General features: G+C 39.4%; 22 protein-coding genes. 8 read left to right on the top strand and 14 right to left on the bottom strand.

The window, feature by feature from the left end; genetic code table 11:
* Positions 1 to 38: 38 nt before the first annotated feature.
* From EJ994_RS07690 to EJ994_RS07650, 10 genes are all read right to left on the bottom strand, one after another.
* Complete coding sequence (locus tag EJ994_RS07690) at positions 39 to 2558, bottom strand: M14 metallopeptidase family protein (RefSeq protein WP_126591920.1); 2520 nt, start codon at positions 2556 to 2558, stop codon at positions 39 to 41.
* Between the two features lie 114 nt (positions 2559 to 2672).
* The gene (locus EJ994_RS07685) at positions 2673 to 3887 is read right to left on the bottom strand and encodes a sensor histidine kinase (RefSeq protein ID WP_126591919.1); all 1215 of its coding nucleotides are present in this window, start codon (positions 3885 to 3887) and stop codon (positions 2673 to 2675) included.
* 227 nt (positions 3888 to 4114) lie between these two features.
* Positions 4115 to 7477 (bottom strand): preprotein translocase subunit SecA, encoded by a 3363-nt coding sequence (gene secA, locus EJ994_RS07680; RefSeq protein WP_126591918.1) that lies wholly within the window; start codon positions 7475 to 7477, stop codon positions 4115 to 4117.
* Between the two features lie 213 nt (positions 7478 to 7690).
* On the bottom strand, positions 7691 to 7915 hold the full coding sequence (locus EJ994_RS07675) for a DUF2795 domain-containing protein (RefSeq protein WP_027064442.1): 225 nt from the start codon (positions 7913 to 7915) through the stop codon (positions 7691 to 7693).
* 136 nt (positions 7916 to 8051) lie between these two features.
* Complete coding sequence (locus EJ994_RS07670) at positions 8052 to 8627, bottom strand: cob(I)yrinic acid a,c-diamide adenosyltransferase (protein ID WP_126591917.1); 576 nt, start codon at positions 8625 to 8627, stop codon at positions 8052 to 8054.
* An 82-nt stretch (positions 8628 to 8709) separates the two neighbouring features.
* On the bottom strand, positions 8710 to 8850 hold the full coding sequence (locus tag EJ994_RS17420) for a hypothetical protein (protein ID WP_164721438.1): 141 nt from the start codon (positions 8848 to 8850) through the stop codon (positions 8710 to 8712).
* A 31-nt stretch (positions 8851 to 8881) separates the two neighbouring features.
* Complete coding sequence (locus EJ994_RS07665; protein WP_126591916.1) at positions 8882 to 9232, bottom strand: hypothetical protein; 351 nt, start codon at positions 9230 to 9232, stop codon at positions 8882 to 8884.
* A 341-nt stretch (positions 9233 to 9573) separates the two neighbouring features.
* Positions 9574 to 9810, bottom strand: coding sequence for a hypothetical protein (locus EJ994_RS07660; RefSeq protein ID WP_099573705.1), 237 nt, complete (start codon positions 9808 to 9810; stop codon positions 9574 to 9576).
* A gap of 210 nt (positions 9811 to 10020) precedes the next feature.
* Positions 10021 to 11892, bottom strand: coding sequence for an ABC-F family ATP-binding cassette domain-containing protein (locus EJ994_RS07655; protein ID WP_126591915.1), 1872 nt, complete (start codon positions 11890 to 11892; stop codon positions 10021 to 10023).
* 15 nt (positions 11893 to 11907) lie between these two features.
* Complete coding sequence (locus tag EJ994_RS07650) at positions 11908 to 13095, bottom strand: DUF4105 domain-containing protein (RefSeq protein WP_126591914.1); 1188 nt, start codon at positions 13093 to 13095, stop codon at positions 11908 to 11910.
* A 174-nt stretch (positions 13096 to 13269) separates the two neighbouring features.
* Between EJ994_RS07650 and EJ994_RS07645 the strand changes: the two genes are divergently transcribed.
* From EJ994_RS07645 to EJ994_RS07610, 8 genes are all read left to right on the top strand, one after another.
* Positions 13270 to 14025: a CDP-alcohol phosphatidyltransferase family protein gene (locus EJ994_RS07645; RefSeq protein ID WP_126591913.1), complete on the top strand. Its 756-nt coding sequence runs from the start codon at positions 13270 to 13272 to the stop codon at positions 14023 to 14025.
* A gap of 3 nt (positions 14026 to 14028) precedes the next feature.
* A complete protein-coding gene (locus EJ994_RS07640; RefSeq protein WP_126591912.1) occupies positions 14029 to 14502 on the top strand; it encodes a GyrI-like domain-containing protein in 474 nt (157 codons plus the stop codon).
* The gene (locus EJ994_RS07635) at positions 14502 to 15758 is read left to right on the top strand and encodes an MFS transporter (RefSeq protein ID WP_126591911.1); all 1257 of its coding nucleotides are present in this window, start codon (positions 14502 to 14504) and stop codon (positions 15756 to 15758) included. The genes EJ994_RS07640 and EJ994_RS07635 overlap by 1 nt, the downstream gene beginning before the upstream one ends.
* Before the next feature lie 11 nt (positions 15759 to 15769).
* Positions 15770 to 16156 (top strand): DUF4345 domain-containing protein, encoded by a 387-nt coding sequence (locus EJ994_RS07630; protein ID WP_126591910.1) that lies wholly within the window; start codon positions 15770 to 15772, stop codon positions 16154 to 16156.
* Positions 16157 to 16210: 54 nt separating this feature from the next.
* On the top strand, positions 16211 to 17017 hold the full coding sequence (locus EJ994_RS07625; protein ID WP_126591909.1) for a DUF4198 domain-containing protein: 807 nt from the start codon (positions 16211 to 16213) through the stop codon (positions 17015 to 17017).
* Between the two features lie 57 nt (positions 17018 to 17074).
* Entirely contained in the window at positions 17075 to 17704 is a 630-nt protein-coding gene (locus EJ994_RS07620) for a low molecular weight phosphatase family protein (RefSeq protein WP_126591908.1), read from the top strand.
* Between the two features lie 81 nt (positions 17705 to 17785).
* Positions 17786 to 20206, top strand: coding sequence for a hypothetical protein (locus EJ994_RS07615; RefSeq protein WP_126591907.1), 2421 nt, complete (start codon positions 17786 to 17788; stop codon positions 20204 to 20206).
* A gap of 92 nt (positions 20207 to 20298) precedes the next feature.
* The gene (locus tag EJ994_RS07610) at positions 20299 to 22689 is read left to right on the top strand and encodes a hypothetical protein (RefSeq protein ID WP_126591906.1); all 2391 of its coding nucleotides are present in this window, start codon (positions 20299 to 20301) and stop codon (positions 22687 to 22689) included.
* Positions 22690 to 22696: 7 nt separating this feature from the next.
* Here the strand turns inward: EJ994_RS07610 and lptB are convergent, their stop codons facing one another.
* The 4 genes from lptB to EJ994_RS07590 are packed head-to-tail and all read right to left on the bottom strand — an operon-like array spanning position 22697 to position 25667.
* Positions 22697 to 23437, bottom strand: coding sequence for an LPS export ABC transporter ATP-binding protein (gene lptB, locus EJ994_RS07605; RefSeq protein ID WP_099573887.1), 741 nt, complete (start codon positions 23435 to 23437; stop codon positions 22697 to 22699).
* A gap of 51 nt (positions 23438 to 23488) precedes the next feature.
* Positions 23489 to 23839, bottom strand: coding sequence for a carboxymuconolactone decarboxylase family protein (locus EJ994_RS07600; protein ID WP_099573888.1), 351 nt, complete (start codon positions 23837 to 23839; stop codon positions 23489 to 23491).
* Positions 23840 to 23841: 2 nt separating this feature from the next.
* Positions 23842 to 24690, bottom strand: a complete 849-nt coding sequence (gene tatC, locus EJ994_RS07595) for a twin-arginine translocase subunit TatC (protein ID WP_126591905.1) — start codon at positions 24688 to 24690, stop codon at positions 23842 to 23844.
* The gene (locus tag EJ994_RS07590; protein ID WP_126591904.1) at positions 24690 to 25667 is read right to left on the bottom strand and encodes an SIS domain-containing protein; all 978 of its coding nucleotides are present in this window, start codon (positions 25665 to 25667) and stop codon (positions 24690 to 24692) included. Before EJ994_RS07590 ends, tatC begins: the two co-directional genes overlap by 1 nt.
* Positions 25668 to 25750 lie beyond the last annotated feature (83 nt).

The raw sequence follows: 25750 nt of genomic DNA, 5'->3' as shown, positions 1-25750 counted from the left end.
CTAGTATGCTTTGGTAAGTTGATGTATTAGGTCTATAATTAATTTTCGGTAGGAACATTTATCTTATCTCCTAAGAAAAGGGCGTTCAGGAATAACCGATTGGTTCCGTACCAAGACCCCCTAAAGTTGGGATTGTCCGCAAAAAGCACAACGCGACCTCTTCCTAATTTGCTGACAATCAGTGAAGCGGATTGCTTTACGTTTTCCTCCATATTCTTTTTGGTCAGGAATCCATCGATATGGGGATCTTTACTATATTTTGCCACGGTAGCATAAGCATTATCACTGGGAGATAGCCACACGGTATTGTTCTTGTAAACAGGAATACTCTCATCATGATATCCAAAGGCTAGCGGATGGGTATGGTCTATATCGGCCTTTAAGATGACGCCGCCCACACTTTCCTTTCCAATATTTTCACCTGCATCTACGTAAGGTTTTTGCACTACTGTTATAGTGGAATCCTTTTCTGATTCGGTAAGTTTCTCCTTTACTAATTTCTTGTCAATGACCCATTTGCTGGCAGTTCCTATGGTAATCAACGTATTGCCCTTACTCGTCCAATCCTTTATTTTGTCCTGTTGCTTCTCCGATAGATTGTACCGGCCGGAAACCATGACCATTACGTTATATTTATCAAAATTAGCACGGTCAAAATTACGCATGGGTATTTTGGTAATTGGCATATGTACTCTTGTATCCAGTAAGTGCCAAACTTCTCCAGCTTCGTAGGAACGTACGCCATCACCGATGAGCATTGCGGCCTTGGTCTTTTTTATAGGGGTAATAAAACGACTGCCCATATCAACTCCTCCTAAATTCAGTCCCGTATTAACGGCGACGATGGGAACTTCAAATTTATTTTGAACCTCTTTTAAAAGGTTAAAGATGCCATTGGCATCCATTTTTTGGAGGCTAACAGGGATAAGCACTGCACCATAATTAAAATTCTTGGTGGTATTTCCTGTTTTTACCGTAAAAGGTTTCGCAGCGGAAGAAGCTACAATCCCTTTTTGTTGTAAGTGGTATAGTGCGGCCGGCGCATTGTAATCATCCCAGTCCATTACGTAGGCGTAATCCGATTTTTGGACAGGAATTACCTTGACCAAATTATCGGTCGTGGTAATTTTATCGCCTAAATTCAGTGTGTTCGTTGTTTTATACTTCATATTGTAGAAGTTGGCAACGGACCAGGCAGAGGCATCGTAATATACGCTGTCTCTATACTTTTCATATGTTTCGAACATGGTTTGCACCATTCTGTACTGCGGTTGCCGGGTGGGAACCACATAGCGGTCCCCTGCCTTATAAACATCAATCTTATGCAGTAATAGTTTGTCTACAAATGCTTTTGTCCGATTTTGATCGTGAGCATCTCCAAAAGTGTATCCTTTTATTTTACTTTTTCCCGCATTGGCCAGGGCACTTTTAAAGAATTGCTGCTGGTATTTTCGCATATACGCTTTGTTGTTCACGGCGGTCTTTACCGTGGTAATGCTAGAGGTATATTGATTTCTGATGGTAAAGGCGAAAGTGATTTCCCCAAAGGCCGTAGTTTGGCGGTGTCCTCTAGAGCTCGCCTGCTCGAATAACAATCCTAGACCTCCTTGCAGGTCCGGATATGAAGAACCATAACCCGGATAAGTACCATCGAACACTTCTTTTGTAAAATAGAGGGAACCAATACTGTCCAACGCCTTGGCAAACTCATTACCGAAAAGTGTGTTCAAGTCTTCGTAGTTCTCCTTGGGCATAATAGGGTTGAGGGAACCGTTGGTTTTCATAGGTTCAAAGAAATAACTGCTTTGTGTTCCCATTTCATGAAAATCGGTGACGACGTTAGGATACCATTGATGGTACCAGTTTAGTTTGCCTCTACTTTCAGGATGTATCCCCAATAACCAGTCGCGATTCAAATCAAACCAATAATGATTGGTTCTGCCCATTGGCCAATACTCGTTATGTTCCGCGTCTTGCGGGTCCGATACCTCGGGAGAACCTTGATAGGTATTTGCCCATTGCGTATGCCGGTCTCGGCCGTCCGGATTAATCGTTGGGTCAATAAAAATTACCGCGTTGTCAATATAGTTCAGGATTTCAGGATTTTCAGAGGCCACAAAGGTATAGGCCGCTAATAACGCCGCTTCTGAGCTAGAAGGTTCATTGCCATGTACGTTGTACGCCAAATTGATGAAAATGGGAACATCTCCATAATTGGATACTGATTGAGATGGATCCGTAAAGGCCAAGTGAGCCGATTTGATTGCGGCTAGATTGGAATGATTTTTGGGCGAAGAAATGGTGAGCATCACCAATTTACGTCCTTCATGGGTTTTGCCATACTTCTGTATCGTAGCTCTGTCGGATACTTCTGCCAGCTTTTCTAAATAGGCCACAATTAAGTCGTGCCGTGTATGATGCTCGCCAATGCCGTAACCTAAAAATTCTTCCGGGGAAGGAACTGCAGTGTTAAAGGGTTTAAATTTTTCAAAGAAGTAGTCTTGTCCATATACGGTAGTACAAGAAAGAAAAAAAACGAGAAGCAATTTTTTTAACATGAAACGGTTTTTTTGAGTTAGCCGTTTAAATATAAGTAATATCCTAGGATTATTTGCCCTAGTGAAATACTTGACATGTTTTATTGTGAAGTTGACAAAATGAACATCCTTTGATTACATAGCTGGTGCCAATTGCTGCTTTACTTCTTGAAATTTAATAATATAGTTGGTACCTTTTTTACTGCTATCTCTTTGAATGGTACCTTTTAATTGCCGCGTAAGATTATGTATGAGTTTTAATCCTAAGGATTTAGAATTTTTGTAGTTGACCGTTTCCGGGAAACCAACTCCATTATCCCCTATATTAAGCACGTACTGCTTGTTCAGTTCTTTCTTTAGGGCGATATAAATCTCTCCTTCCTCTTCATCTGAAAAGCCATATTTAAGCGCATTGGTTACCGCCTCGTTAATGAGCAGTCCTAAAGGTATGGCCGTATCAATACCTAATTTTATATCGGGAATATCAATTTTTAAATGCACCTTACTATCCAACCCTTTGATAGAACGTATGAGATATTCACTTAGTTCCTGTACATAGGATTTGTACTCTATGTGCGCTATATCCTTTCTCATATAGAGCATCTCATGAACCATGGCCATGGAGATAACTCGGTTCTGCGTGCTCTTGAGCAAGGTTTTCATCCGAGCTTCCTCAACATTTCTAGATTGAAGGCTTAACAAGCTAGATACAGTTTGTAAATTGTTCTTTACCCTATGGTGTACTTCTTTTAAAAGGGTTTCCTTTTCCTCCATTTGCTCCATTAATTGCTGTTTTGACTTATACAGGGCATGGTGCGTTCTCAGTAAGTTTTTACCAAAAATGTTTCCTAGTAAGTAGACGGAAAAGAGGATGGAAAATAGATTAAAAAGATTTCTGGATTTTTCTGGAATAACATTTTCTGTAAAGGAAAAGTCAGGAATGCTTTGTGAAAAAATCAGAATGACCAAAAAGAAGATTAAATTCAGATAAATCTGACCGTATTGCCGGGTGGTCACATAACCGGCAAAAACAATTAGTGCCAAGGTAAAGATAAAGGAGCTATTGATGCCGCCAGAATATATCGTAATGATGAAGGCGCTTAACAGTGCCAATATGGAGGAAATGTTGTAGGTAGATGTGAGGCTTTGATGTTTTCTAAAGAACAAGGTATTGGCCAAGTTGAGCAGACCAAAGATGACGAACACATAGGGAATAATCTCCTTGATGTCTAGAATAAAAAAGCAAGCAAAGCCAAAAACAATCGCTAGTGCGCTAGAAACATAATTCACTTTCAAGATAAGATTGATCTTATCTTTTAAGCGTTCTTGGTCGATATTAAAATCGTTCATAGAATCAAATTAATTTCTCGGTTTCAGGAACATTTTTCTATTGTAAAGCTAGGTATGTTTTGGGCATATTTCAAAAAACTTTATAAAAAGTTAAATGTACCCTTGTAAAATACAGCATCACCATGATTGTTTCATATAAAAAAAGCGACCTGAATAGGTCGCTTTGCACTAAATAGTTGCAGTTCTGTTTTAAAAAGGCTGTGAACTTTGATTTGAAAGCTACAGGTTTAATCCTGGGTCAAGACCCATTCTCCTTTTAAAATAAGCGGTTCTGCCTGCTTAAACTTTACCGTTTTGCTCTCGCCAGACATTACGTTCTTAATGGTGACCCGCTCGTTTCTACCGATTTTTGGTTGTTCCCTGGTTATGGTCTCCGTAACTGCTGGTCTTTGTCGTTGTGTATTTCCTGCTGCCCTGTTTTGTGCGGCAAGTTCATCACTATTGGGTATTTCCTCTTTTGTCGTCTGCAAGTTGTCCTTGCTACGTCTTACGCTACGTGCCTCTTGGATTTCGTTTGGATTTCCTGAAGGCAGTTCTCCCTTGAACAGGAAGGAAACTATTTCCTTATTTACCTTTTCTATCATGCCTTTGAACAGCTCAAAAGCTTCGAACTTATAGATGAGTAGAGGGTCTTTTTGTTCGTGGACCGCTAATTGCACGGACTGCTTTAACTCATCCATTTTTCTGAGATGGGTTTTCCATGAGTCGTCAATAATGGCCAAGGATATATTTTTCTCAAAATCGGTTACCAATTGCTTACCGTCACTATCATAAGCCTCTTGTAAGTTGGTAACAACGTTAAGACTCTTGATACCATCCGTAAAGGGAACCACAATACGCTCAAATTTATTGGCGTTGTCTTCATATACTTGCTTTATTACTGGTAACGCCGTAGCCGCATTGCGCTGCATTTTTTCCTTGTAATGTTCGTAACCTGCTTTGTAGACTTTAGCGGTAATATCCTGCGCACTTAGTTTTCCAAAATCTTCTTCGGAAACGGGAGAAGTCATTGAAAAATACTTGATCAGTTCAAATTCAAAATTTTTGAAATCGTTGGCCGCTTTATTACCCTCAACGATTACCTCACAGGTATCGTATATCATATTGGCAATATCCACTTTTAAGCGTTCTCCTTGAAGAGCATGCCTTCTTCTTTTGTATACCACTTCACGCTGGGCGTTCATCACGTCATCGTACTCCAACAAACGCTTACGCACACCAAAGTTGTTCTCTTCCACTTTTTTCTGTGCCCGTTCTATGGATTTGGTCATCATGCTATGCTGAATAACTTCCCCGTCTTCCAAGCCCATTTTATCCATCATCTTTGCCACACGGTCAGAACCGAACAAACGCATCAAATTATCTTCTAAAGACACGTAGAACTGTGAGCTTCCCGGGTCTCCCTGACGACCAGAACGACCTCTAAGCTGCCTATCCACTCGTCTAGAATCATGACGTTCCGTACCCACAATGGCCAAACCACCTGCTTTTTTAACCTCGTCAGAGAGCTTAATATCCGTACCACGCCCCGCCATATTGGTAGCTATGGTTACGATACCGGCATTACCTGCCTCAGCAACAACGTCCGCCTCTTTTTTATGAAGTTTCGCGTTCAAAACATTGTGTGGTACTTTGCGTACGCTCAATAGTTTAGAAAGCAATTCCGATATCTCTACGGAGGTTGTACCGATCAATACCGGTCTTCCGGATTGACTCAGTTTTGTAACCTCATCGATTATGGCGTTATATTTTTCTCTCTTGGTCTTGTAGATCAAATCATTTCTATCATCACGGGCTATAGGTCTGTTGGTAGGAATCTCCATCACATCTAATTTGTAGATTTCCCAGAATTCCCCTGCTTCCGTAATGGCAGTACCTGTCATACCTGCCAATTTACTGTACATTCTAAAGTAGTTTTGCAAAGTAACGGTGGCGAAGGTCTGTGTTAACGCTTCAATCTTTACGTTTTCCTTTGCCTCAATAGCTTGGTGCAGACCGTCCGAGTAACGACGACCGTCCATAATACGGCCCGTTTGTTCGTCTACGATCATTACTTTATTGTCCATCACCACATATTCCACATCTTTCTCGAAAAGTGTATAGGCCTTTAATAATTGGCTCATGGTATGAATACGTTCACTCTTTACGGTAAAGTCTTTGAAAAGCTCCTCTTTTAACTCCGCCTCCTTTTCTATTTCTAGGTTCTGTTGTTCTATTTTGGCAATTTCCCCACCAATATCTGGCATTACAAAGAAATCTCTGTTTTGCTCTCCGGAGATATAATCTACGCCCTTGTCCGTAAGCTCTATCTGATTGTTCTTCTCATCAATGACAAACAACAGATCCTCGTCTACCTTGGGCATCTCTCTATTGTTGTCCTGCATGTAAAAGTTCTCCGTTTTTTGAAGCAGCTGCTTTACACCTTCTTCACTCAAAAACTTTATTAACGCTTTGTTTTTTGGAAGGCCTCTAAAAACGCGAAGCAGAAGAAATCCGCCTTCTTTGGTATCTCCTTCTTTGATAAGTTTTTTTGCCTCAGCTAGAACACCTGTCAAATGCTGACGTTGTTTCTGAACAATTTCGTTAACCTTTGGTTTTAGATCATTGAATTCATGCCGATCTCCTTCAGGAACAGGTCCTGAAATAATTAAAGGAGTCCTGGCGTCATCTACCAATACAGAATCCACCTCATCCACAATGGCATAGTTATGAGGGCGTTGCACTAAATCCTTTGGTGTATGGGCCATATTATCCCGTAGGTAATCAAAACCGAATTCGTTGTTGGTACCGTAAGTAATATCTGCATTGTATGCGGCTCTTCTACCATCTGAATTAGGCCTGTGGTGGTCTATACAATCTACCGTAAGACCATGGAACTCAAATATTGGTGCCATCCATGCACTATCTCGCTTGGCCAGATAATCGTTTACGGTTACCAAATGTGCACCATTGCCTGTTAATGCATTTAGATATAGTGGGAGCGTAGCGACCAAGGTTTTACCTTCCCCGGTCTGCATTTCTGCAATTTTACCTTGATGTAACGCAATTCCTCCAATGAGTTGCACATCGTAGTGCACCATGTCCCAAGTAACTTCCTTACCCGCTGCATCCCAAGAATTTTTCCAAATGGCCTTTTCGCCGTCCAGCGTTACATAATCCTTTGTTCCAGAAAGTTTTCTATCATTTTCCGATGCGGTTACGGTAATGGTTTCATTGTTCGCAAAACGTTTGGCCGTTTCCTTGACTACGGCAAAGGCTTCTGGTAAGATTTCGTTCAGCATTTCCTCAGAAATCGTGTAAGCTTCTTCCTTAAGCTTATCTATCTCGGCGTAACTATCCTCGTTTTTGTCAATATCGGTAGACTCCTGAACTTCTTTTTCTAGTGCTGTTATCTGTTCCGTAATCTCTTTGTAGGATTCCCTTATTTTTTGTTTAAAATCTAGGGTTTTCTGTCTTATTTCATCATGGGTTAGACTTTCTAGATTGGCTTCAAAGGACTTTATTTGGTCTACTAAAGGCTGAAGTTCTTTTACATCTTTCTTAGATTTATCACCTACAAAGGCCTTTAGTATGGAATTAATGAAACTCATAAATTTTTCTATTAGTATTGCGTTTATCGGAACTATAAACTTCCGACCTTATTACAATAAATTATTTGCAGTCAGTAATTAAAACCGACATCTGAGTGCAACAAAAGGTATTCCAGTATGTATTTTGAACTAAAATTCCCTAATCGACTGCCAAAATTACATAAAAAAAAAGCCTCCGAGGAGACTTTTAGTAGTAATTGTGATATCTAAATATTAATATTCATCCTCGTTCCAGAGGTAGTCTTCTTCTGTAGGATAGTCTGGCCAGATTTCTTCGATTGATTCGTAAATCTCGCCGCCTTCTTCCTCCATAGATTGTAAGTTTTCTACAACCTCTAAAGGCGCACCGGTTCTAATAGAGTAGTCGATTAACTCATCTTTACTTGCCGGCCAAGGTGCATCACTTAAATAAGATGCTAATTCTAATGTCCAATACATTGTAATAGTTTGATTTTAATTTTTTGCAAAAATAATTTTTAAAAGTAAATGACCAAGATAAAATGTAATTATTTCAATCCAGTTATCAACATAATTTTTGCATTGATAAATTGATAACGAAGAAATTAGGAATTTATTAGTCCTTTTTTTCAGGTATCCATTTAATTTCTTCGGCCTTTAATTCTTTGGACAATTTTCGTGCCAATACAAAGAGGTAATCCGAAAGTCTGTTCAAATAGGAGAGGACCTCCTCGTCAAAGGGTTCATTTTCGAAAAGAAGGGTCGCCATTCTTTCTGCGCGTCTGCATACGGTACGCGCTATATGACAGTATGACACACTTGTGTGGCCCCCTGGAAGAATAAAATGGGTCATTTGTGGTAGGGTAGCGTCCATTTCGTCGATAGCGTTCTCTAGTATTTCAATATCGGATACACTTATCTTGGGAATATTTAGCCGCTCTTTGCCATTCTTTAAGATGGCTTTTTCAGGATCGGTCGCTAATATAGCCCCTAGGGTAAACAATTTGTCCTGAATTTTTGCTAGCTGGTCTTTGCTCTGTGTATTTATTTCCTGGTCTCTAATAAGCCCTAACCAAGAGTTGAGTTCGTCCACAGTACCGTAACTCTCAATTCTGATGTGATGTTTTGGAACTCTAGTACCCCCAAATAGCGCGGTAGTTCCTGAATCTCCTGTTTTTGTATATATTTTCATTGAATAAATTCAAGTTCAAATATCAAGCTCAAATAAAAATATGGGCCGATATGATCATCATTTTTGAAATATTTGCCTTTGACTAATCCTTTTTGTCCTTTCGCTCATAATTGTCCATAAATTTTTTGGATTTTCGAGCCCTTGATTTATTCCTATTTGTAATGGTAATACCGATATAAATCGCAAAAACTACGCCGAGTACAATATAAATGCTATTATTCATATAATTACTTGTCTTGTTTAAAATTAGTGGATTAAATCCGAATTTTAAAATGCTCTTTTGCCTGCTCCCTTCTGAAAAAGACAATTCCGCAATAATATAAATCCAAAGAAACGGTGACTTCTTTTAAATTTTTTATGGTACACCACTGCGCGGTTCGACCCTTATTCTGATAGATGCCCTCTATCAACAGCATACTATTATTATGAATGTTCTGTTTTGCTATTGTTTTAAAAGTTTTGCTGGATAGGTCAGCATAAATCAGGTCAAACGGAATGTTAGTATAACGGAGTCCCGGAAATAGGGCGTTCAATTTTATTTTTAAGGCATTGGAATCATTTACGAGCCCTATTTGGGAGTAATCAAAATAGGATATGCATTTCAAAAGTACGTTTTCCGTTTTGGAATAGTTTTTATTCCCCTTCCTATATAAACCCTTCGTAACAAATTGATATATAAATGGGGAGTGTACGCCATGTTGATTGGTTGCTGAAAGCAGAAATTTTATACGGGCAAAAAAACGATACACTAGATACACTTCAAGATTACCCAAATGTACTAAACCTTTGTAAACCTATTGAATGGTCATGGCACGTTTTTAACTAAGCGGTATAGTAGGATAAATGAAGGTTTCTATTTCTTAAAATTAAAATGCCCATTTTCCAAAACTCTGGCAGGAGGATGAAATAATGGGCACATAAATCGCGACAGTCAGTCGGTATAAGATTAAGCCATTTTAGCTTTGTTTCTCTTTGTTGTAAAAGATAATGCTTTCTTTACTCTAGCGTTCTTGTGCTTGTACAATCTAGCAACCTCCGTTTTGGTTTCCAAGTTCAACTCGTAAGCCGTTTCGGTTACTATGGTCATTTCAACCGTTTCCACTTTAACATCGGTAGTGTTGTTCTGAGCCTGAGCGGTCATTCCGATGAAGAAGATAAAGAAGATGGTTGCTATTGTTTTCATGACTTGCGTTTGTTACACTATTATAACGGGTGCAAGTGTACTTTGGAGGGTGGTCGTTCGCCGAAAAACCCATAATACTCGGTATCTGACAGCTACCCGGTTGAAGTGTAAAAATCAATCGATGAACGGAACGCACACCAAAAACACCTTACCGAAAAAAGGTGCTTTTAAACGTAGATTTGTTTATTTTAATAGGTGGTTTTTTGAGAATTATCCTTCCATTTGAGCTGAAAGTTCGAACCAACGCTCGGTTTTTTTATCAATAGTATCGGATAATTCCCCTAATTCTATGGAAAGGGTGGCTATTTCTTCTCCAGATAGGGACGCATCGGTAAATTTATCCTGTAACGCAGCCTTCTTAGATTCCATCTTTTGGATATCACGTTCCAATTGCTTGTATTCTTTTTGCTCCGTATAAGACAACTTACTCGTGGTTTCGGTCTTTTTCCAAGTTTTTTTACTCGTATCCCCTTTGTCTTTTTGTGCTCTCTGTTCTATAAGCTGACTATCTTCGTAAGCGCGGTAATCCGAATAGTTCCCAGGGAAATCCGTTACCACACCATCTCCTTTAAATACAAATAGATGGTCTACAATTTTATCCATAAAGTAGCGGTCATGGGATACCACTAACAGGCAGCCCTGAAAATCCAACAGAAAACTTTCCAATACATTTAGCGTTACGATATCCAGGTCGTTGGTAGGCTCATCCAAAATCAGAAAATTAGGATTCTGGATTAATACGGTACAGAGGTACAATCGCTTTCGCTCGCCACCACTTAACTTATCTACAAAATCATATTGCTTTTTGCGATCAAATAGAAACCGCTCTAATAACTGCTGTGCCGATATCTGTTTTCCTTTCTTTAGGGGAATATAGTCCCCGAATTCACGAATAACGTCTATTACCTTTTGACCCTCCTTTATAGTGATTCCTTTCTGAGTATAGTATCCAAATTTTATGGTTTCCCCAACAATTACCTTTCCACTATCCGGTTGGTCCCTGCCCGAGAGGATATTAAGAAAGGTAGATTTGCCCGTTCCGTTTTTTCCGATAATACCAATACGCTCCCCTCTATTAAAGTTATAATCAAACTTGTCTAAGATAGGCTTGTTGGGGTAGGACTTAGATACCTTCACCAGTTCTATGATTTTTGTACCCATGCGCTCCATGTTCAGTTCTAGCTGTACCTCGTGCTCTTTTCTACGGTTACTTGCTTTCTCTTTGATAACCTTAAAATCGTCTATTCTAGATTTTGATTTGGTAGTCCGTGCTTTGGGTTGACGACGCATCCAGGAGAGTTCCTTTTTAAAGAGCAACTCGGTTTTGTGCTGTTCCACGGATTCTTGTTCCAAACGGGCCTCCTTTTTCTCTAGGTAGTAGGAGTAATTGCCTTTGTACGGATAAAGCACACCATTGTCTAACTCTATGATTTCATTACATACCCGTTCTAAGAAGTAACGGTCGTGCGTAACCATGAACAGCGTCATGTTCTCTTTTGCGAAATATTCCTCTAACCACTCTATCATCTCCAAGTCTAAGTGGTTGGTAGGCTCATCAAGTACTAATAGGTCCGGTTTATTGATTAGGGCATCGGCCAGGGCAAGCCGTTTCTTTTGCCCACCGGAAAGTTTTCCCACATTGGCACTTAAATCGTCCAGTTTTAATTTAAATAGGATTTGTTTGTACTGCGTTTCAAAATCCCAAGCTTCAAACCGGTCCATAGCTTCAAAAGCACTCTGGTAGGCATCCGCATCTTCCGGATTGGTCAAGGCCCTTTCATAATTGGCAATGACCTGAAGCACTTCATTGTCAGAAGCAAAAATCGTTTCCTCAACAGTTAGGTCCGGATTCATGTTCGGCTCCTGTGCCAAAAAAGAAACCCTAGTGCTTTTACGATAATTCACCTGTCCCGTATCTGGGGTGTCCGTGCCCGATAGTATGTTCAGTATAGAGGTTTTACCACTACCGTTCTTTGCTATTAGCGCAATTTTTTGGTCCTTGTTTATGCCAAAGGAGAGCTTCTCAAAAAGAACCAGTTCGCCATAGGATTTAGAAATATTTTCAACGGTGAGTAAATTCATTGTGAGATAGCTCGATTATTGGATAATTCGATTTTTTGAAGCTTTAAAATAGCGTAATAGAAATAGATACCGCATCAATAGGGCTGGCAGTATAAGAAACATTAAGATAGAAAATATTTGAACCTTGAATAGCCACAGGACAATACTTAAGAGTAAAAGCCCAATGGCGATAAAAATATAAATCCGTAACCATTTTGGGGGTTGTTTTTTGAAAAGGTAGCACCCTACGATAAGGTTAGGGGCAAAGGCCCATAAAAAGTTGAAATTTATTTTAGTGGCCATATGGTCCGTAAAGAACCAAAGAAAAAGAATAAGCAGGCCGGCCAGACCGGTAACCGTAAACAGCGAAACGTCTAACCAAATGCTACGCTTTTGTTGGGAATAATCCTTGTACGTAATGTATGCTACCAACAAGAGAAGTAGACCAAGCCAAAATACGGGGGTCAATAGAAAGGGGGTATTTACTTTTGGAGTTGGTATATCCAATAGAACGGATTCGTTTTTCACCAAAGGTTTGCTATCTAAGGTGGTATGTTTTAGCTGTTCATAGACATACGCTGGTAAGAACAAATGTTCATAGGGAGTAGCTTTACGGTCTATAACAGAACCCAATGCTAAATCTATTCCAAAATTAGACCAAGAATTTACAGTAAGATTTTGATGAATCAATTGTCGGAAAGTGAATTGATTGTCTAGATGGTTGTAATCGAAATGCAGACCCTTACCTAGATTTTTCTCGAATACTTCAGGAATCTTGGTTGCGCAGTTTTCAAAAAGGAAATCATACTTATAAAACCGATTTTGCGGCAAAAGATTGGTCTCTAAAAAGGCGACGATTGCTTTTCGTTGTTCAAGGTTCAGGTCTAGTTTTTGTTCTTTAATCCACCTTTTTTCAAGGATGTAACCGCGTTCAAAATACTTGTAGGGATACCGTGTAATGGTATAATCTAATTTACCACGAACAAAATTCAGGTAGAAATTGGGGTCTTCAAAATTATAGGTGCCATAACCGTAAACTTCGTCTATACCTAAGCTAGGGTCTTGGAAACGTATGGCACTATGCCCAAATTTAGACGCCAAATCTTGTCCTGTACCTACTGTTAATAAACTTAGTTCAGAAAGTGACGATAACCTCGCGTCTTGGGGAAAACCCCAGAAACCTTGTAGTGCAATTATCGCAAGAAGACCTAATTTTTTAAACATCGTGTATTCTAATACTATAGGATAACAAAGATGCGAATAATAAGAGATTAAAGCGATACAAGCGTATTACTATTTCTAGCGTAGCTTTAAGATGCTTTTCAATTAAGAACGCATAACCAAATGAATTGTATTATTTTTAAGCTGATATAATCAATGCCTCTAAACAGACGAACCATGCGAAGACATATACCTAATTTTATTACACTCTTGAATGTTTTTTGTGGCTGTGTTGCCACCGTGTTCGCAGCATTGAATCAGTTGGAGCACGCTGCTCTATTCGTTGCCTTGGGTATTTTCTTTGATTTCTTCGATGGTTTAGCTGCTCGTGTTCTTGATGTGAAAAGTGAGTTAGGACTGCAATTGGATTCCTTGGCAGATATGATAACCAGTGGTCTGGTACCAGGGATAGTGATGTTTCAATTGATAGGATTGGCGCAAATGGGAGGTTGGGATAACGACATTTTAAATAGCATGGCTTACTTGGGAGATTTTCAATTACGTTCTTTCTGGCCTTTTACAGGTTTCATCATCACCATGGCATCTGCGTATCGTTTGGCCAAATTTAACTTGGATGAAAATCAGGTTTCTTCATTTATTGGGTTACCTACACCTGCCAATGCATTATTAATTCTGTCCCTTCCGCTTATTTTATTTTATCATCCCAGCACCATACTCAGCGATATTATATTGAACCAATGGTTTTTGATAGGCTTAACTTTGTTAAGTGCATTTTTGCTGAACTGTAGTCTTCCGCTGTTCGCATTAAAATTCAAAAACTGGAATTTTAAGGATAACGCCTTGCGCTATATTTTTTTGATAATAAGTCTAGTACTTTTAATTACCATGCAATTCTTGGCGGTGCCGTTCATCATTCTATTTTATGTGCTAAGTTCACTAGTGAGTCAATTTTCGCAAAAGAGTGGATCTTAGCGTATGATACCAAGAATAATCCGCGAAAAAGGAAAAAAAATGATCGGTCTATCACTATGCACGAGTGTGGTGGACAACCAAACCGGGCAGCTCTGGGGCTCTTTTATGCCTAGAATTAACGAAATTGTGAATAGGGTGGGGAATGATTTTTTCTCGTTACAAGTGTATCCGCCCGAGTATCATATCAATTTCAATCCATCGTTAGAATTCACAAAATGGGCCCTTGTGGAAGTATCGGACTTTACTCATATTCCTAAAGGTATGAAGGCTTTTATACTGCAGGCCGGAGATTATGCAGTTTTTGACCATAAGGGGTCTAGTGGTGATCCTAGCATTTATCAATATATTTATGGGGAATGGATTCCTAAATCCGAATACGTTTTGGATGACCGTCCGCACTTTGAAGTATTAGGAACAAACTATAAAAATAATGATCCTGATTCTGAGGAAGAAATTTGGATTCCTATTAAAAAATAATGGAACAGCTACAAAAAGCACCTTGGTATTATCTTGTATTGCTCATATTAGCCGGCGAAAGCGTTTTCATTCTACCTTTTGTGCTGCCACGTGTCTTTAGGCCAACTGTGTTAGATGTTTTCACCTTGGACAATACCCAATTAGGACTTTGCTTTTCGGTCTATGGCCTAGTTGCTCTTGTTTCCTATCTTTTTGGCGGACCTTTAGCGGATAAATTTCCACCGAGAAAACTAATTGCCACAGCACTTTGGATGACGGCCCTTGGGGGCGTGGTCTATGCCACTTTTCCAAGCTATGTCATCCTCAAAATATTATATGGTTATTGGGGCTTTACTACAATTTTTCTGTTCTGGGCAGCTATGATCAAGGCCACTCGCGTTTGGGGCGGCACAAGTTCTCAGGGAAAGGCTTTCGGTTTCCTAGACGGAGGCCGTGGTTTGGTAGGTGCGCTATTCGGAACCATGGGTGTACTTGTTTTTTCCGTTTTCATTACATCTGAAATTGCTGAAGCCACGCTTACAGAAAGCCGAGCCGCATTCCGTTACGTTATTTTGGTTTCATCGGGTATCGTTGTTGCAGTCGGGTTTTTGGTTTGGTTCTTTCTAAGGATGGACAAGACTTCCGAAAGCGCTATTATATTGGACAAAATTACCGTTTCGCAAATCAAAGAAGTTATAAAACTGCCTGCGGTAAGTTTACTAATGGTAATCATCTTGTGTGCCTATGTGGGTTATAAAATCACTGATATTTTATCACTGTACGCCCAAGACGTCATGTTGTACGATCAGGTACAGTCTGCTCAAATTGGTACGCTCCTGTTATTCGTTCGTCCTGTTGTTGGTGTCGTGATCGGTGTACTGGCAGACCGTTCCCAAACTACGTATTGGCTTATGGTCAGTTTTGTTATTTCGTTTATTGGTGCTTTATTGTTCGCTACGGGTATCATTTTAAGTTCTTCCACTTTTCTTTTCTTTATGTCCATTATGGTCGTAGCCACTGGGGTATATGCTGCACGCTCCCTCTATTTTTCGGTGATGCAACGTGGTCGTATTCCCTTGGTACTCACTGGTACGGCCGTGGGTCTTATTTCTTTAGTAGGCTACACTCCAGATATTTTTGCAGGTCCGGCCATGGGATATTTGTTAGATGCTTATCCCGGGGCAACGGGACATCAATATGTTTTTTGGATGTTAGCAGTATTTTCCTTTGTGGGTGGTATTGCGGCATGGTATTACTTTAAACTGTATAAGAAATAGTCTGTTAAAATATGCAGAAGAACCTACATTTATCTTTATCCGGTATCATCGTTATCTGTGCAGGAATCGTTTATGGAGGCAATCCTTCTCATTTAATGCCTTTGATCTTGGATTTTCAGGTTACTTCATTAGAACTACAGAATATGCTCCGTGCGGTTATGGGGATTTATATGGGTATTGGTATATTTTGGTTGTTAGGAGCTAGAAAAGAAAAGTTATGGTACGCTGCTACTTTAAGTAATGTGCTTTTTATGGGCGGTATTTCCTTTGGAAGAATTATAAGTACTGTTTTTGATGGGGTATCCATTCCGTTTACTCCTGCTTTGATCTTGGAATTATTGTTCCTTGGTTGGGGTTTGTTTAATTTAAGAAAGTATAAATTTATGGGTGAAAGCTAAAACCTTTTCATTTTTTGAACGTATATAGATTAAAACAATTTAAAATTATAAAGCATGCATAATTCTTTTCGACTCGTATTTCTTTGTTTGGCAACATTTTTATTCATGTCCCATGAGTTATTTCTTAAAACGGATACACACTTTTTAGAAATCAACAAAGCCACCCAATTATATTTGTTGAACGGTACTTTTGATACTAGTGAAAATGCGATAACTACTGATCGTATCATCAATAGTAAAATTATAGGTCCGGATTACCTAATGGAACCAAAGGAAGGACAATATGAAATAAAAAATAAGATTACCTATCTCAATTTTGCTACAGGTAATTCTGGTACGTACGTTGCTGGGGTTTCTACACTGCCAAGAGTTCTTGAGATGGATGCTAAGGCATTTAATGCCTATTTGGAACACGAGGGTCTAGAGACCACTATTGCAGATAGGAAGAAGCAGGATATAGATAATACCGGCGCTAAGGAACGTTATTCCAAACATGTGAAAACACTTTTACAGGTTGGGGAAAAGAGAACAATCGATTTTATGAAGCCTTTGGGATATCCTATAGAATTTGTTCCTATGAACAATCCCTATGATATTAAAATGGGCGATGCTGTAGCATTTAAACTACTAAGAGATGGCGTTCCGTTGGCCAATCATATCGTGCACTACAGTACCGCTGTTCCGGGACAGGATACGCACGAGAATGAAAATTCTACCAAGACCAATGAAAATGGTTTTGTGTCCATTGTTCCGAATAAAAAGGGGAAGTGGTACATAGCAACCATACATATGGAAAAAAGAAATGGTGTAGAAGTGGATTACGAGTCCAACTGGGCAACATTGACCTTTGAGATTAAATAATTGTTAGCTTTTACCAACGCTGCCATTCTTGAAAGCGATATGTTGTAATATTGTCCTATGCAACAAAAAGGAACGGTGCTATTTGAAGAACTCCGGAAAATCATTTCCAAATTAGATGTTAGCACGATCTCTGAGGAAAGACGAGCTATTCTTCAGGTACTTGTTGGATTTATTCAAGAGAAAAAAGACCTTAGAAAACCAATTAACCTGAATTTTGTCTGTACGCACAACTCGCGCAGAAGTCACATGGCTCAAATATGGGCGCAGGTCATGGCGCATTATTTTAATCTGGAGCAAGTGTATTGCTATTCTGGTGGTACGGAAGCAACGGCTTTGTTTCCAAAAGTAGCTGAGGTACTACGTAAATCGGGCATTGAAATTATTGAACTTTCAACTGGTGCTAACCCTGTGTACAGCATCAAATATGCCGCTGATGCACATCCTATCATAGGTTTTTCAAAAACATATGACCATTCTTTTAATCCAAAGAATAATTTCGCTGCGGTCATGACCTGCTCACATGCGGATGAGAATTGCCCCTTTATACCCGGGGCAGAAAAAAGGATAGCGTTAACGTTCGAAGATCCAAAAGAATTTGATAACACTCTGTTACAGACTGAAAAATATCAAGAACGTAGCAATGAGATTGCTACGGAGCTACTGTTTGTTTTTTCTAAAATAAAATGATTTTAAAGGGTCAGTTTAAGTTTGAATAATAATTACTATGCACTATCTTTTAGATTTATTATCTGGGCTAAGCTATTATTTATGAAATGGCATTTATTATTCAGAAGAAAAACTTTTCTTTTTTTTGCTCTTTGGGCAGTAGGGGCTTACATGCTCTTAGGGCAGAATTTGAGTGTTAATGCCAAAATAAAACCTGCTTTCAAAGATTATTTCGGTCTCCCTAGAGTTTCTGTATTTCTTCATCTTAATAAAAGTGCATTTGTCAAAGGTGAGCATATATGGTTCAAAGGGTATTTGTATAATCGTTTAAAGCAAACTCCTTTTAAAGAACCTGTTAATCTCTATGTTGGAATATATAATAGCAACGGAGATCAAGTCACAAAGGAGCTTTTTATTAGCGAAGAAGGTTTTTCAAAAGGTCAGATCTTAATAGATTCTACTTTTGCCGGAGGCGAATATTATATTAAGGCTACAACAAGTTGGATGCGTAATTTTAAGGAGGATGATTCGTTTATTCAGCAGTTTACTGTAGTGGATGACCAACTACCGGAAACAAATGATTATCAGTCTCCAATTCTTGATATTCAGCTTTTACCTGAGGGAGGGCATTTAGTGTCTGGGGTTCAAGGTACGGTGGGGGTTAAGGTGCTAAATAGGCTTGGTTATGGGGTTCAGGGTCTTGATGGATATATAAAAAATAGGCTTGGAGATAGTATAGCTAGTTTTAGGACCAATCGTTTTGGTCTTGCCAAATTTCAGTTTATACCAGATAAAAATGAAGATTATTATTGTTATATAAAAAATAGTGATGGTAATGAGCTAAGTTTTACATTGCCTAATATAGCGGACATTGGAATAGTAATGTCCGTAAAGCGAGTTGCTCAAAATCGAATAATGATTTTACTAGGCACTAATTCGTTCACCAAAAATAAAATAGGGAATAAGCCCTATTCTTTGCTTTTTCATAGAGATGGTTTATTAAAAAACATTGAAGTAAATTTTCCATTTGGAGAATCTTATATATCCTATATCCTAGATTCAAAAGGATTGCATAAAGGAATGAATATTATAACCTTAATTGATAATGAAGGTAGACCAATAGCGGAAAGACTAGTCTTTAATTCAGAAGGAATTAAACAAGGCGAATTAAGTGTATCACTAAACACAATAAAAGAAGATTCGGTAAAAATTAGATTAAATGAACTTGTTAATACTGACAGTTTACAATTTTTAAGCGCATCTGTTCTTCCTGTAGGCACTCAAGCCTATCAACACAGGAAGAATATTCTAAATTCATTTTTATTAAGTCCTTATGTCAAAGGTTTTATTGAGCACCCATCATATTATTTTACTAATATGACAATGGTTAAAGAAGAAGAATTAGATTTATTATTGATTACTCAGGGATGGTCTCGTTACAACTGGGACAATCTGTTTAACAACCCTCCAGAAAAGAAATACAATTTTAAAACAGGGGTGGATTTGATGGGCAAGTTAAATTTTGAGTTGCCAAAAAAATATGATTTAATGTTGTATCCGGGTAAAAATACCGCGTCAAGGATGATAGACTTAAAACAAGGGCAAGACAGTTTTGATATTAAAAACTTTTATTTAGAGAAAGGAACTGAACTTAAATTAACGGCACTTGGTCCTAATGGTAAATTACTTAGACCTAATTTATACATAAGAGTAGACGACGGTATAACAACTGATAAGATCTATGATTTGCGCAGAAAGAATCATAAGTTATTTTACAATATGGAGTTAGACGATTATAGACTAGAGAATTTTATAACACCAGACAATACAATTGCTCTAGAGGAGGTGATTGTAACGGAAAGAAAAGAAAGGAAGCGTTTTACCAATCCCCAAATATCCGAGGATAAGTTAACCGAAGTAACCACCGAAACAGAAGCTAATTTCCCTCAATTGTTGGATTTAATTCGTTCAAATGGCTTTAATGTCTGGGAGATGCCTAATACAGGTTATGATAGGATACGAATAACAACTAAAAGGGTAATGTCGTTTTCGTTAACGCAGCCTTCACCTATTTTATATGTGGATGACGTTTATTATAGCGATTTTAATATTCTCCAAGATTTTTCTACGAAAAAAATAGCCAGTTACTATATAGATAGGTCTGGCAATGGGGAGCCTGGCGGTGCTGGAGGTATAATACGCGTATACACCCGTGGTGACGGAGATTTGGGAGCCGCTGGCTCATACGAAGCTATTGCGGACCCTAATTTTTTTGTTCACAAGCTTCAAAACGGTTTTAGTCCCGTAAAGGATTTCTACGTACCTAAGTACGCGAGCGTTTCGGATGATTCCTTCCGGAACTTCGGTACCGTTCATTGGGAGCCCAACATAAGCGTCAATGAAAGCGGGAAGGCATATTTCGGTTTTAACAATCTTGGTTGGAAGGAGTTCGAGATTTTCATCGAGGGCATGGGCGCCGACGGGACTTTGTATTCTCAAAGAGAGCTTATTTCTGTAAGATAGTTGTTATCTTTAAGTAGGTAAAAAAGTGATTTTATTACTTAATACTACCCGTTCGGAAGGGTTAAAGTAACTTACCGTACAAATTCAAGATTATGTTTGCTAGGAAGATGTGTCCGGTACTGCTGGGTATTTTAATGTTATTTTCCATTTCATCACTAGGACAGAGCAAGGTAGTGGAGAAAAAGGTCAAGCCGGCCTTCCGGGATTATTTCGGTCTTCCCAGAGCTTCCGTTTTCCTACATCTTAACAAAAGCACTTACGTGTCCGGGGAGCATATGTGGTTTAAGGGTTACGTCTATGACCGCGTCAAGGGAGTTCCCTTCGAAGAGTCCATTAATCTCCATGTAGGCATCTATGACAAAGATGGGAACGAATTGGAGAAACACCTTCTTAGTGCCCGCAACGGTTTATCCATAGGTCAGATCAAGATCGATTCTACTTTTGCCGCGGGATTCTATTACATAAAGGGAACCACCAGTGGTATGCGCAACTTTAAGGAGGACGACTCCTATGTTCAGGAGTTCAGGGTATTGAGCAAGGTCGAGTCGAAGAAGGAGAGGAGAAATACCGGTAAATTGGATGTGCAGCTTTTACCTGAGGGCGGATATTTGGTATCGGGTGTCAGGGCAACCGTAGGTGTTAAGGTACTTGATTCTTCGGGTCTAGGGGTAGGTGGTCTTAAAGGACGGTTTACCGATGGGTCGGGGAACATCATCTCCGAGTTCGTCACCAATAGGTTCGGTCTGTCCAAATTCGAATTTCTGCCGAACGGATTAATGGACTATAAAGGTACCTTGACCAACGTTGAAGGTGATATGATGAACTTCTATCCCCCTGAAATAAGGGAAAGGGGTATAGGTATGTCCATCAAAAGGCTACCGTCCGACAGGATAGAGGTGGTTCTCTCCACCAATCCGTTGACCAAGGAACAAATGGGTAAGGCGAGCTATTCGTTGCTGTTCCACCGGGACGGACTTCTAAAATATATGATGGTCGATTTTCCTGCGGGTCAAGAAACGGTTTCCTATGTTCTTGGTCCCGATCAGTTACAGTCGGGGATGAACATAGTCACCTTGGTCGACGATAAGGGCAATCCCTTGTTGGAGCGTTTGTTGTTCAATGATTACAACGTCGAAAAGGGAGCTTTGGATATCGCCATAAGCTTTGTCCAGGGAGATTCGGTAAAACTAAGCCTGTTCAATATGGGACGAAGGGATAGTTTACAGTTCTTGAGCGCCTCTATTCTTCCGGCCGGGACCAAGGCCTATAGTCCTAAGAAAAATATATTGAGTTCTTTTTTGCTGAGGCCCTACGTAAAAGGGTTCATCGAGTATCCTTCGTACTACTTTTCTGAAACGGACAAAGAGAAAGAGGAAGATCTGGACCTTTTGTTATTGACCCAAGGTTGGTCCAGGTACGATTGGGACGCAATCTTCAACGACCCGCCGGTAAAGGAATATGACTATAAGGACGGAGTAGATCTCTATGGGAAGTTACATTCGGGATACATGAAGGACCGCAACCTTATAATGTACCAAGGTGGTAAGGGAAACCCAAAGGTCATAGAGTTGGAGCGTGGTTCTACCGAGTTCTTCATAGGTGGTAATTATTTTGAGAAAGGGGACGAACTAAATTTTGCCATGATGTATTCCGATGGCACCTTGTTCCGCCCCAACCTTTTTGTACGACTGGATGATGGGACGGTCACCGACAAGGTCTATAATGTCAATAAGGAAAATAGGGGAACTTTATTTTCTGAAAACCTGGAAACCTTAGGTATAAACGGTTTTATAATTCTTGATAATACAATAGAACTGGATGAAGCAATAGTTGTAGATGAAAAAATCGAAAAAAAGGTTTTTAGTCCCCATGTTAACGCAAATAGAATGACAACAACAACTAAGCGGACTGTAAATACGTACCCCCTTTTTCTCGATGTAATTAGAAGCAATGGATTTAAGGTCATGATTTTGCCTAATGTGGGATATGACAGGATAAGGATTAGTAGAATGAGACCCCCAAATGTTCGGCCTGTTTTTTATATAGATGATGTCTACCAGCCTGATTTTAATATGTTAGAAGATATTTTCACGGAACAAGTTGAAAGTTACTTTATAGACAGGTCGGGGAATGGAGAACCCGGGGCTGGTGGAGGCGTTATAAGGATATATATGAGAAAAGGTGAATATGAATTAGAGGCTAATTCTGATATGCCAGATTTTATCAAATATACCGTACCTAAGGGCTTTAGTACCGCAAAGGATTTTTACGTACCCAGGTACGCTAGCGTTTCGGACGATTCCTTCCGTAACTACGGGACGGTTCATTGGGAGCCCTCTATAATCTTCAACGATAACGGGAGGGCATATTTCGGTTTCAACGGTCTTGGTTGGAAGGAGTTCGAGATTTTTATCGAGGGCATGGGCAAGGATGGCACTCTTTATTCTACTACGAAGACTATACGATTAGAGTCCAGTAAATAATATTTAATCAAAAATCCAACTTCTTTTTGCGAAGCTCAAAATTCTGGCCTAAGTATACTTTACGTACCATTTCATCAGCTGCCAGGTCTTCTGGAATACCTGATTTTAAGATACCACCTTCGAACATAAGATACGAACGTTCCGTTATGGCTAATGTTTCTTGTACATTATGGTCGGTAATCAAAATACCGATGTTCTTGTTTTTTAGTTGGGCCACTATGCGTTGAATGTCCTCTACGGCCACTGGGTCAACCCCGGCGAAAGGCTCATCTAGCAATATAAATTTGGGGTCGGTCGCCAGTGCACGTGCTATCTCTGTTCTCCTACGCTCTCCACCGGACAAGAGATCACCACGGCTTTTTCTAATATGCCCCAGGCCAAACTCCTCTATAAGGGATTCCATTTTCATTAGCTGCTCCTTTTTACTGAGTTTGGTGAGTTGAAGCACGCTCATAATATTTTTTTCAATACTTAATTTTCTAAAGACCGAAGCCTCTTGGGCCAGGTATCCAATACCGTTCTGAGCTCTCTTGTACATCGGAAATTTTGTAATTTCCATTTCATCAAGATAGATATTCCCCCCGTTCGGTTTTATTAAACCCACGATCATGTAGAAAGAAGTTGTTTTGCCGGCACCATTAGGTCCTAACAAGCCCACGATTTCTCCTTGATTCACTTCAAGCGAAATGCCCTTGACCACTCTGCGGCCACGGTAGGATTTCATAATGTTTTCGGCTCTTAACTTCATTTTTTCAAATCTAAACCTATTTTGCTACGTGAAAATGGTTTTATATTTTATTTAACCTTCGTTGTTTTCTAAAACTTCCCAATACTCATAGGCCTTTCTTAAATGGGGAATTACAATAGTGCCTCCTACTAAAGTAGCAATACTTAGCGTTTCCATCACTTCTTCCTTTGAAACCCCGGAATTATAAGAGCTTTCTAAATGGTACTTTACACAATCATCACAACGCAGCACCGTAGATGCAACCAAACCTAGAAGTTCCTTTGTTTTGACATCCAAAGCTCCGGCAGCAAAGGCATTGGTATCCAAATTAAATATGCGTTTGATAACTTTATTGTTATCCGCCAGAAGTTTATCGTTCATCTTAGAACGATAGGCATTAAATTCTTCAACAGGGTTTGACATTTTTATTTAGCTTTTGCTTTCTCTGCTTTTTGGGCACGTTTTAATTCATTTTTTATGACTCTTCCAGAAATATAAATACTCACCTGATATAGGATAAGTACCGGGATGGCAACTATTATTTGACTGGTTACATCCGGGGGGGTAATTACCGCGGCAAGAATCAACACAATAACCAATGCTATCTTTCGGTATTTCTTCATTATTTCAGGAGTTACCAAACCTACTTTGGTCAAAAAGAAAATAATGATGGGTAACTCGAACAAGATACCACAGGCGATTACAGATGTTCGAACCGTAGAAATATAGGAAGCTAAATCGAATTCATTGGTAACTTCGGCACTTACTTGGTACGTGCCCAGGAAGTTTATGGATAATGGTGCAACCACATAATAACCAAATAGCACGCCCATGAAAAAGAGGAGGGAGGCGATAAGTATAAAACCCCTAGAATTTTTGCGTTCTTTCTCATACAATCCAGGACTAATAAATTTCCACATTTCATAGAGTACATAGGGAAAACCTATAATAAAACCGGCCCAGATTGATGTCCATATATGGGCAGAGAACTGACCGGACATTAACCTACTTTGAATAGTGAAAGGTAGTTTGTCCGCGCAAAAATCAGAATCAAATCCTAAAAATGTAGCGATATCACAAAAAAGCCTATACGTAGGAAAGTCCATTTTTTTAGGGCCAAAAATGACCGTATCAAATATGAAGCCTCTAAACATAAAGGCGGCCACACCTATGATGACAATGGCGAGCGTAGACCTTATCAAATGCCATCTAAGCTCTTCTAGATGGTCCAAGAAAGACATCTCGTTCGGTGGAGTAATACTTTTATCTCCCATTACAAAATTCCTTCATTTATAAGATTATGTAAATGAATTACACCTTTATACTGGCCCTTGTCCATTGCCAATAACTGGGAAATTCCTTTTTTCTGCATTAGTTCCAAGGCTTTGAGCGCCAAGGTATCCATTTCAACGGTCTGAGGGTTGGCGGTCATTATATCTTTCGCAGATAATCCCTTTATATTATCGTGCTTGTTTAACATTCTTCTGATATCCCCATCGGTTATTATTCCAACTATCTTCTCATCCTTTAGCACAGCTGTTACACCAAGCATCTTTTTAGAAATCTCAACGATTACTTTCTTAATATCCGTATCCGTTTCCACTCGTGGAATTTGATTATTTTTCGCAATATCCGCTACCCGCAAATACAATCGCTTTCCTAAGGAACCGCCAGGGTGGTATTTTGCAAAATCGGTACTACTGAATCCTTTTAAATTTAATAGTACAATGGCCAATGCGTCCCCGATAACTAGTTGTGCCGTAGTACTAGTCGTGGGTGCTAGACCATTTGGGCAGGCTTCTTTCTCCACATAAGTGTTCAGCACATAGTCCGCTTGCTTTGCTAAAAAGGAATCTAAATTCCCGGTCATGGCTATAAGTTTGTTGTTGCCGCGCTTAATTAACGGAATAAGCATTTTAATCTCTGGTGTACTTCCACTTTTAGAAATACAGATGACCACATCATTGTCTTGAATTATACCTAAATCTCCATGTATAGCGTCTCCGGCATGCATAAAAATTGCAGGGGTACCCGTAGAATTTAAGGTCGCTACTATTTTGGAGGCAATTATGGCGCTCTTACCTATTCCGGAAATGATTACCCTGCCTTTAGAGGCAATAATACAGTTGGCCGCATCAGGGAAATCAGTAGTCAGTAGCTCGGCGAGATGCCCAATAGCATTACGTTCAATTTCAATAGTTCGCTTTGCTAATTCGATAATTCGTTGTGCGGATGTGAATGTATTATTCAATTTTATGGATTGTATTCCTAAAAGATTATCTTATCTTTAAGATTACAAAATTACGGAAACTTACTTTTAGTAAGATATCTATC

This window comes from Maribacter sp. MJ134 (assembly GCF_003970695.1).
GTDB lineage: Bacteria > Bacteroidota > Bacteroidia > Flavobacteriales > Flavobacteriaceae > Maribacter.
This window is presented reverse-complemented; position numbering and strand designations above follow the sequence as displayed.

What these genes read in the sequence shown, in the direction of transcription:
- EJ994_RS07690 (WP_126591920.1), bottom strand. Translation starts at nt 2,558, where the DNA reads ATGTTAAAAAAATTGCTTCTCGTTTTTTTTCTTTCTTGTACTACCGTA.
- EJ994_RS07685 (WP_126591919.1), bottom strand. Translation starts at nt 3,887, where the DNA reads ATGAACGATTTTAATATCGACCAAGAACGCTTAAAAGATAAGATCAAT.
- secA (WP_126591918.1), bottom strand. Translation starts at nt 7,477, where the DNA reads ATGAGTTTCATTAATTCCATACTAAAGGCCTTTGTAGGTGATAAATCT.
- EJ994_RS07675 (WP_027064442.1), bottom strand. Translation starts at nt 7,915, where the DNA reads ATGTATTGGACATTAGAATTAGCATCTTATTTAAGTGATGCACCTTGG.
- EJ994_RS07670 (WP_126591917.1), bottom strand. Translation starts at nt 8,627, where the DNA reads ATGAAAATATATACAAAAACAGGAGATTCAGGAACTACCGCGCTATTT.
- EJ994_RS17420 (WP_164721438.1), bottom strand. Translation starts at nt 8,850, where the DNA reads ATGAATAATAGCATTTATATTGTACTCGGCGTAGTTTTTGCGATTTAT.
- EJ994_RS07660 (WP_099573705.1), bottom strand. Translation starts at nt 9,810, where the DNA reads ATGAAAACAATAGCAACCATCTTCTTTATCTTCTTCATCGGAATGACC.
- EJ994_RS07655 (WP_126591915.1), bottom strand. Translation starts at nt 11,892, where the DNA reads ATGAATTTACTCACCGTTGAAAATATTTCTAAATCCTATGGCGAACTG.
- EJ994_RS07650 (WP_126591914.1), bottom strand. Translation starts at nt 13,095, where the DNA reads ATGTTTAAAAAATTAGGTCTTCTTGCGATAATTGCACTACAAGGTTTC.
- EJ994_RS07645 (WP_126591913.1), top strand. Translation starts at nt 13,270, where the DNA reads ATGCGAAGACATATACCTAATTTTATTACACTCTTGAATGTTTTTTGT.
- EJ994_RS07640 (WP_126591912.1), top strand. Translation starts at nt 14,029, where the DNA reads ATGATACCAAGAATAATCCGCGAAAAAGGAAAAAAAATGATCGGTCTA.
- EJ994_RS07635 (WP_126591911.1), top strand. Translation starts at nt 14,502, where the DNA reads ATGGAACAGCTACAAAAAGCACCTTGGTATTATCTTGTATTGCTCATA.
- EJ994_RS07630 (WP_126591910.1), top strand. Translation starts at nt 15,770, where the DNA reads ATGCAGAAGAACCTACATTTATCTTTATCCGGTATCATCGTTATCTGT.
- EJ994_RS07625 (WP_126591909.1), top strand. Translation starts at nt 16,211, where the DNA reads ATGCATAATTCTTTTCGACTCGTATTTCTTTGTTTGGCAACATTTTTA.
- EJ994_RS07620 (WP_126591908.1), top strand. Translation starts at nt 17,075, where the DNA reads ATGCAACAAAAAGGAACGGTGCTATTTGAAGAACTCCGGAAAATCATT.
- EJ994_RS07615 (WP_126591907.1), top strand. Translation starts at nt 17,786, where the DNA reads ATGAAATGGCATTTATTATTCAGAAGAAAAACTTTTCTTTTTTTTGCT.
- EJ994_RS07610 (WP_126591906.1), top strand. Translation starts at nt 20,299, where the DNA reads ATGTTTGCTAGGAAGATGTGTCCGGTACTGCTGGGTATTTTAATGTTA.
- lptB (WP_099573887.1), bottom strand. Translation starts at nt 23,437, where the DNA reads ATGAAGTTAAGAGCCGAAAACATTATGAAATCCTACCGTGGCCGCAGA.
- EJ994_RS07600 (WP_099573888.1), bottom strand. Translation starts at nt 23,839, where the DNA reads ATGTCAAACCCTGTTGAAGAATTTAATGCCTATCGTTCTAAGATGAAC.
- tatC (WP_126591905.1), bottom strand. Translation starts at nt 24,690, where the DNA reads ATGGGAGATAAAAGTATTACTCCACCGAACGAGATGTCTTTCTTGGAC.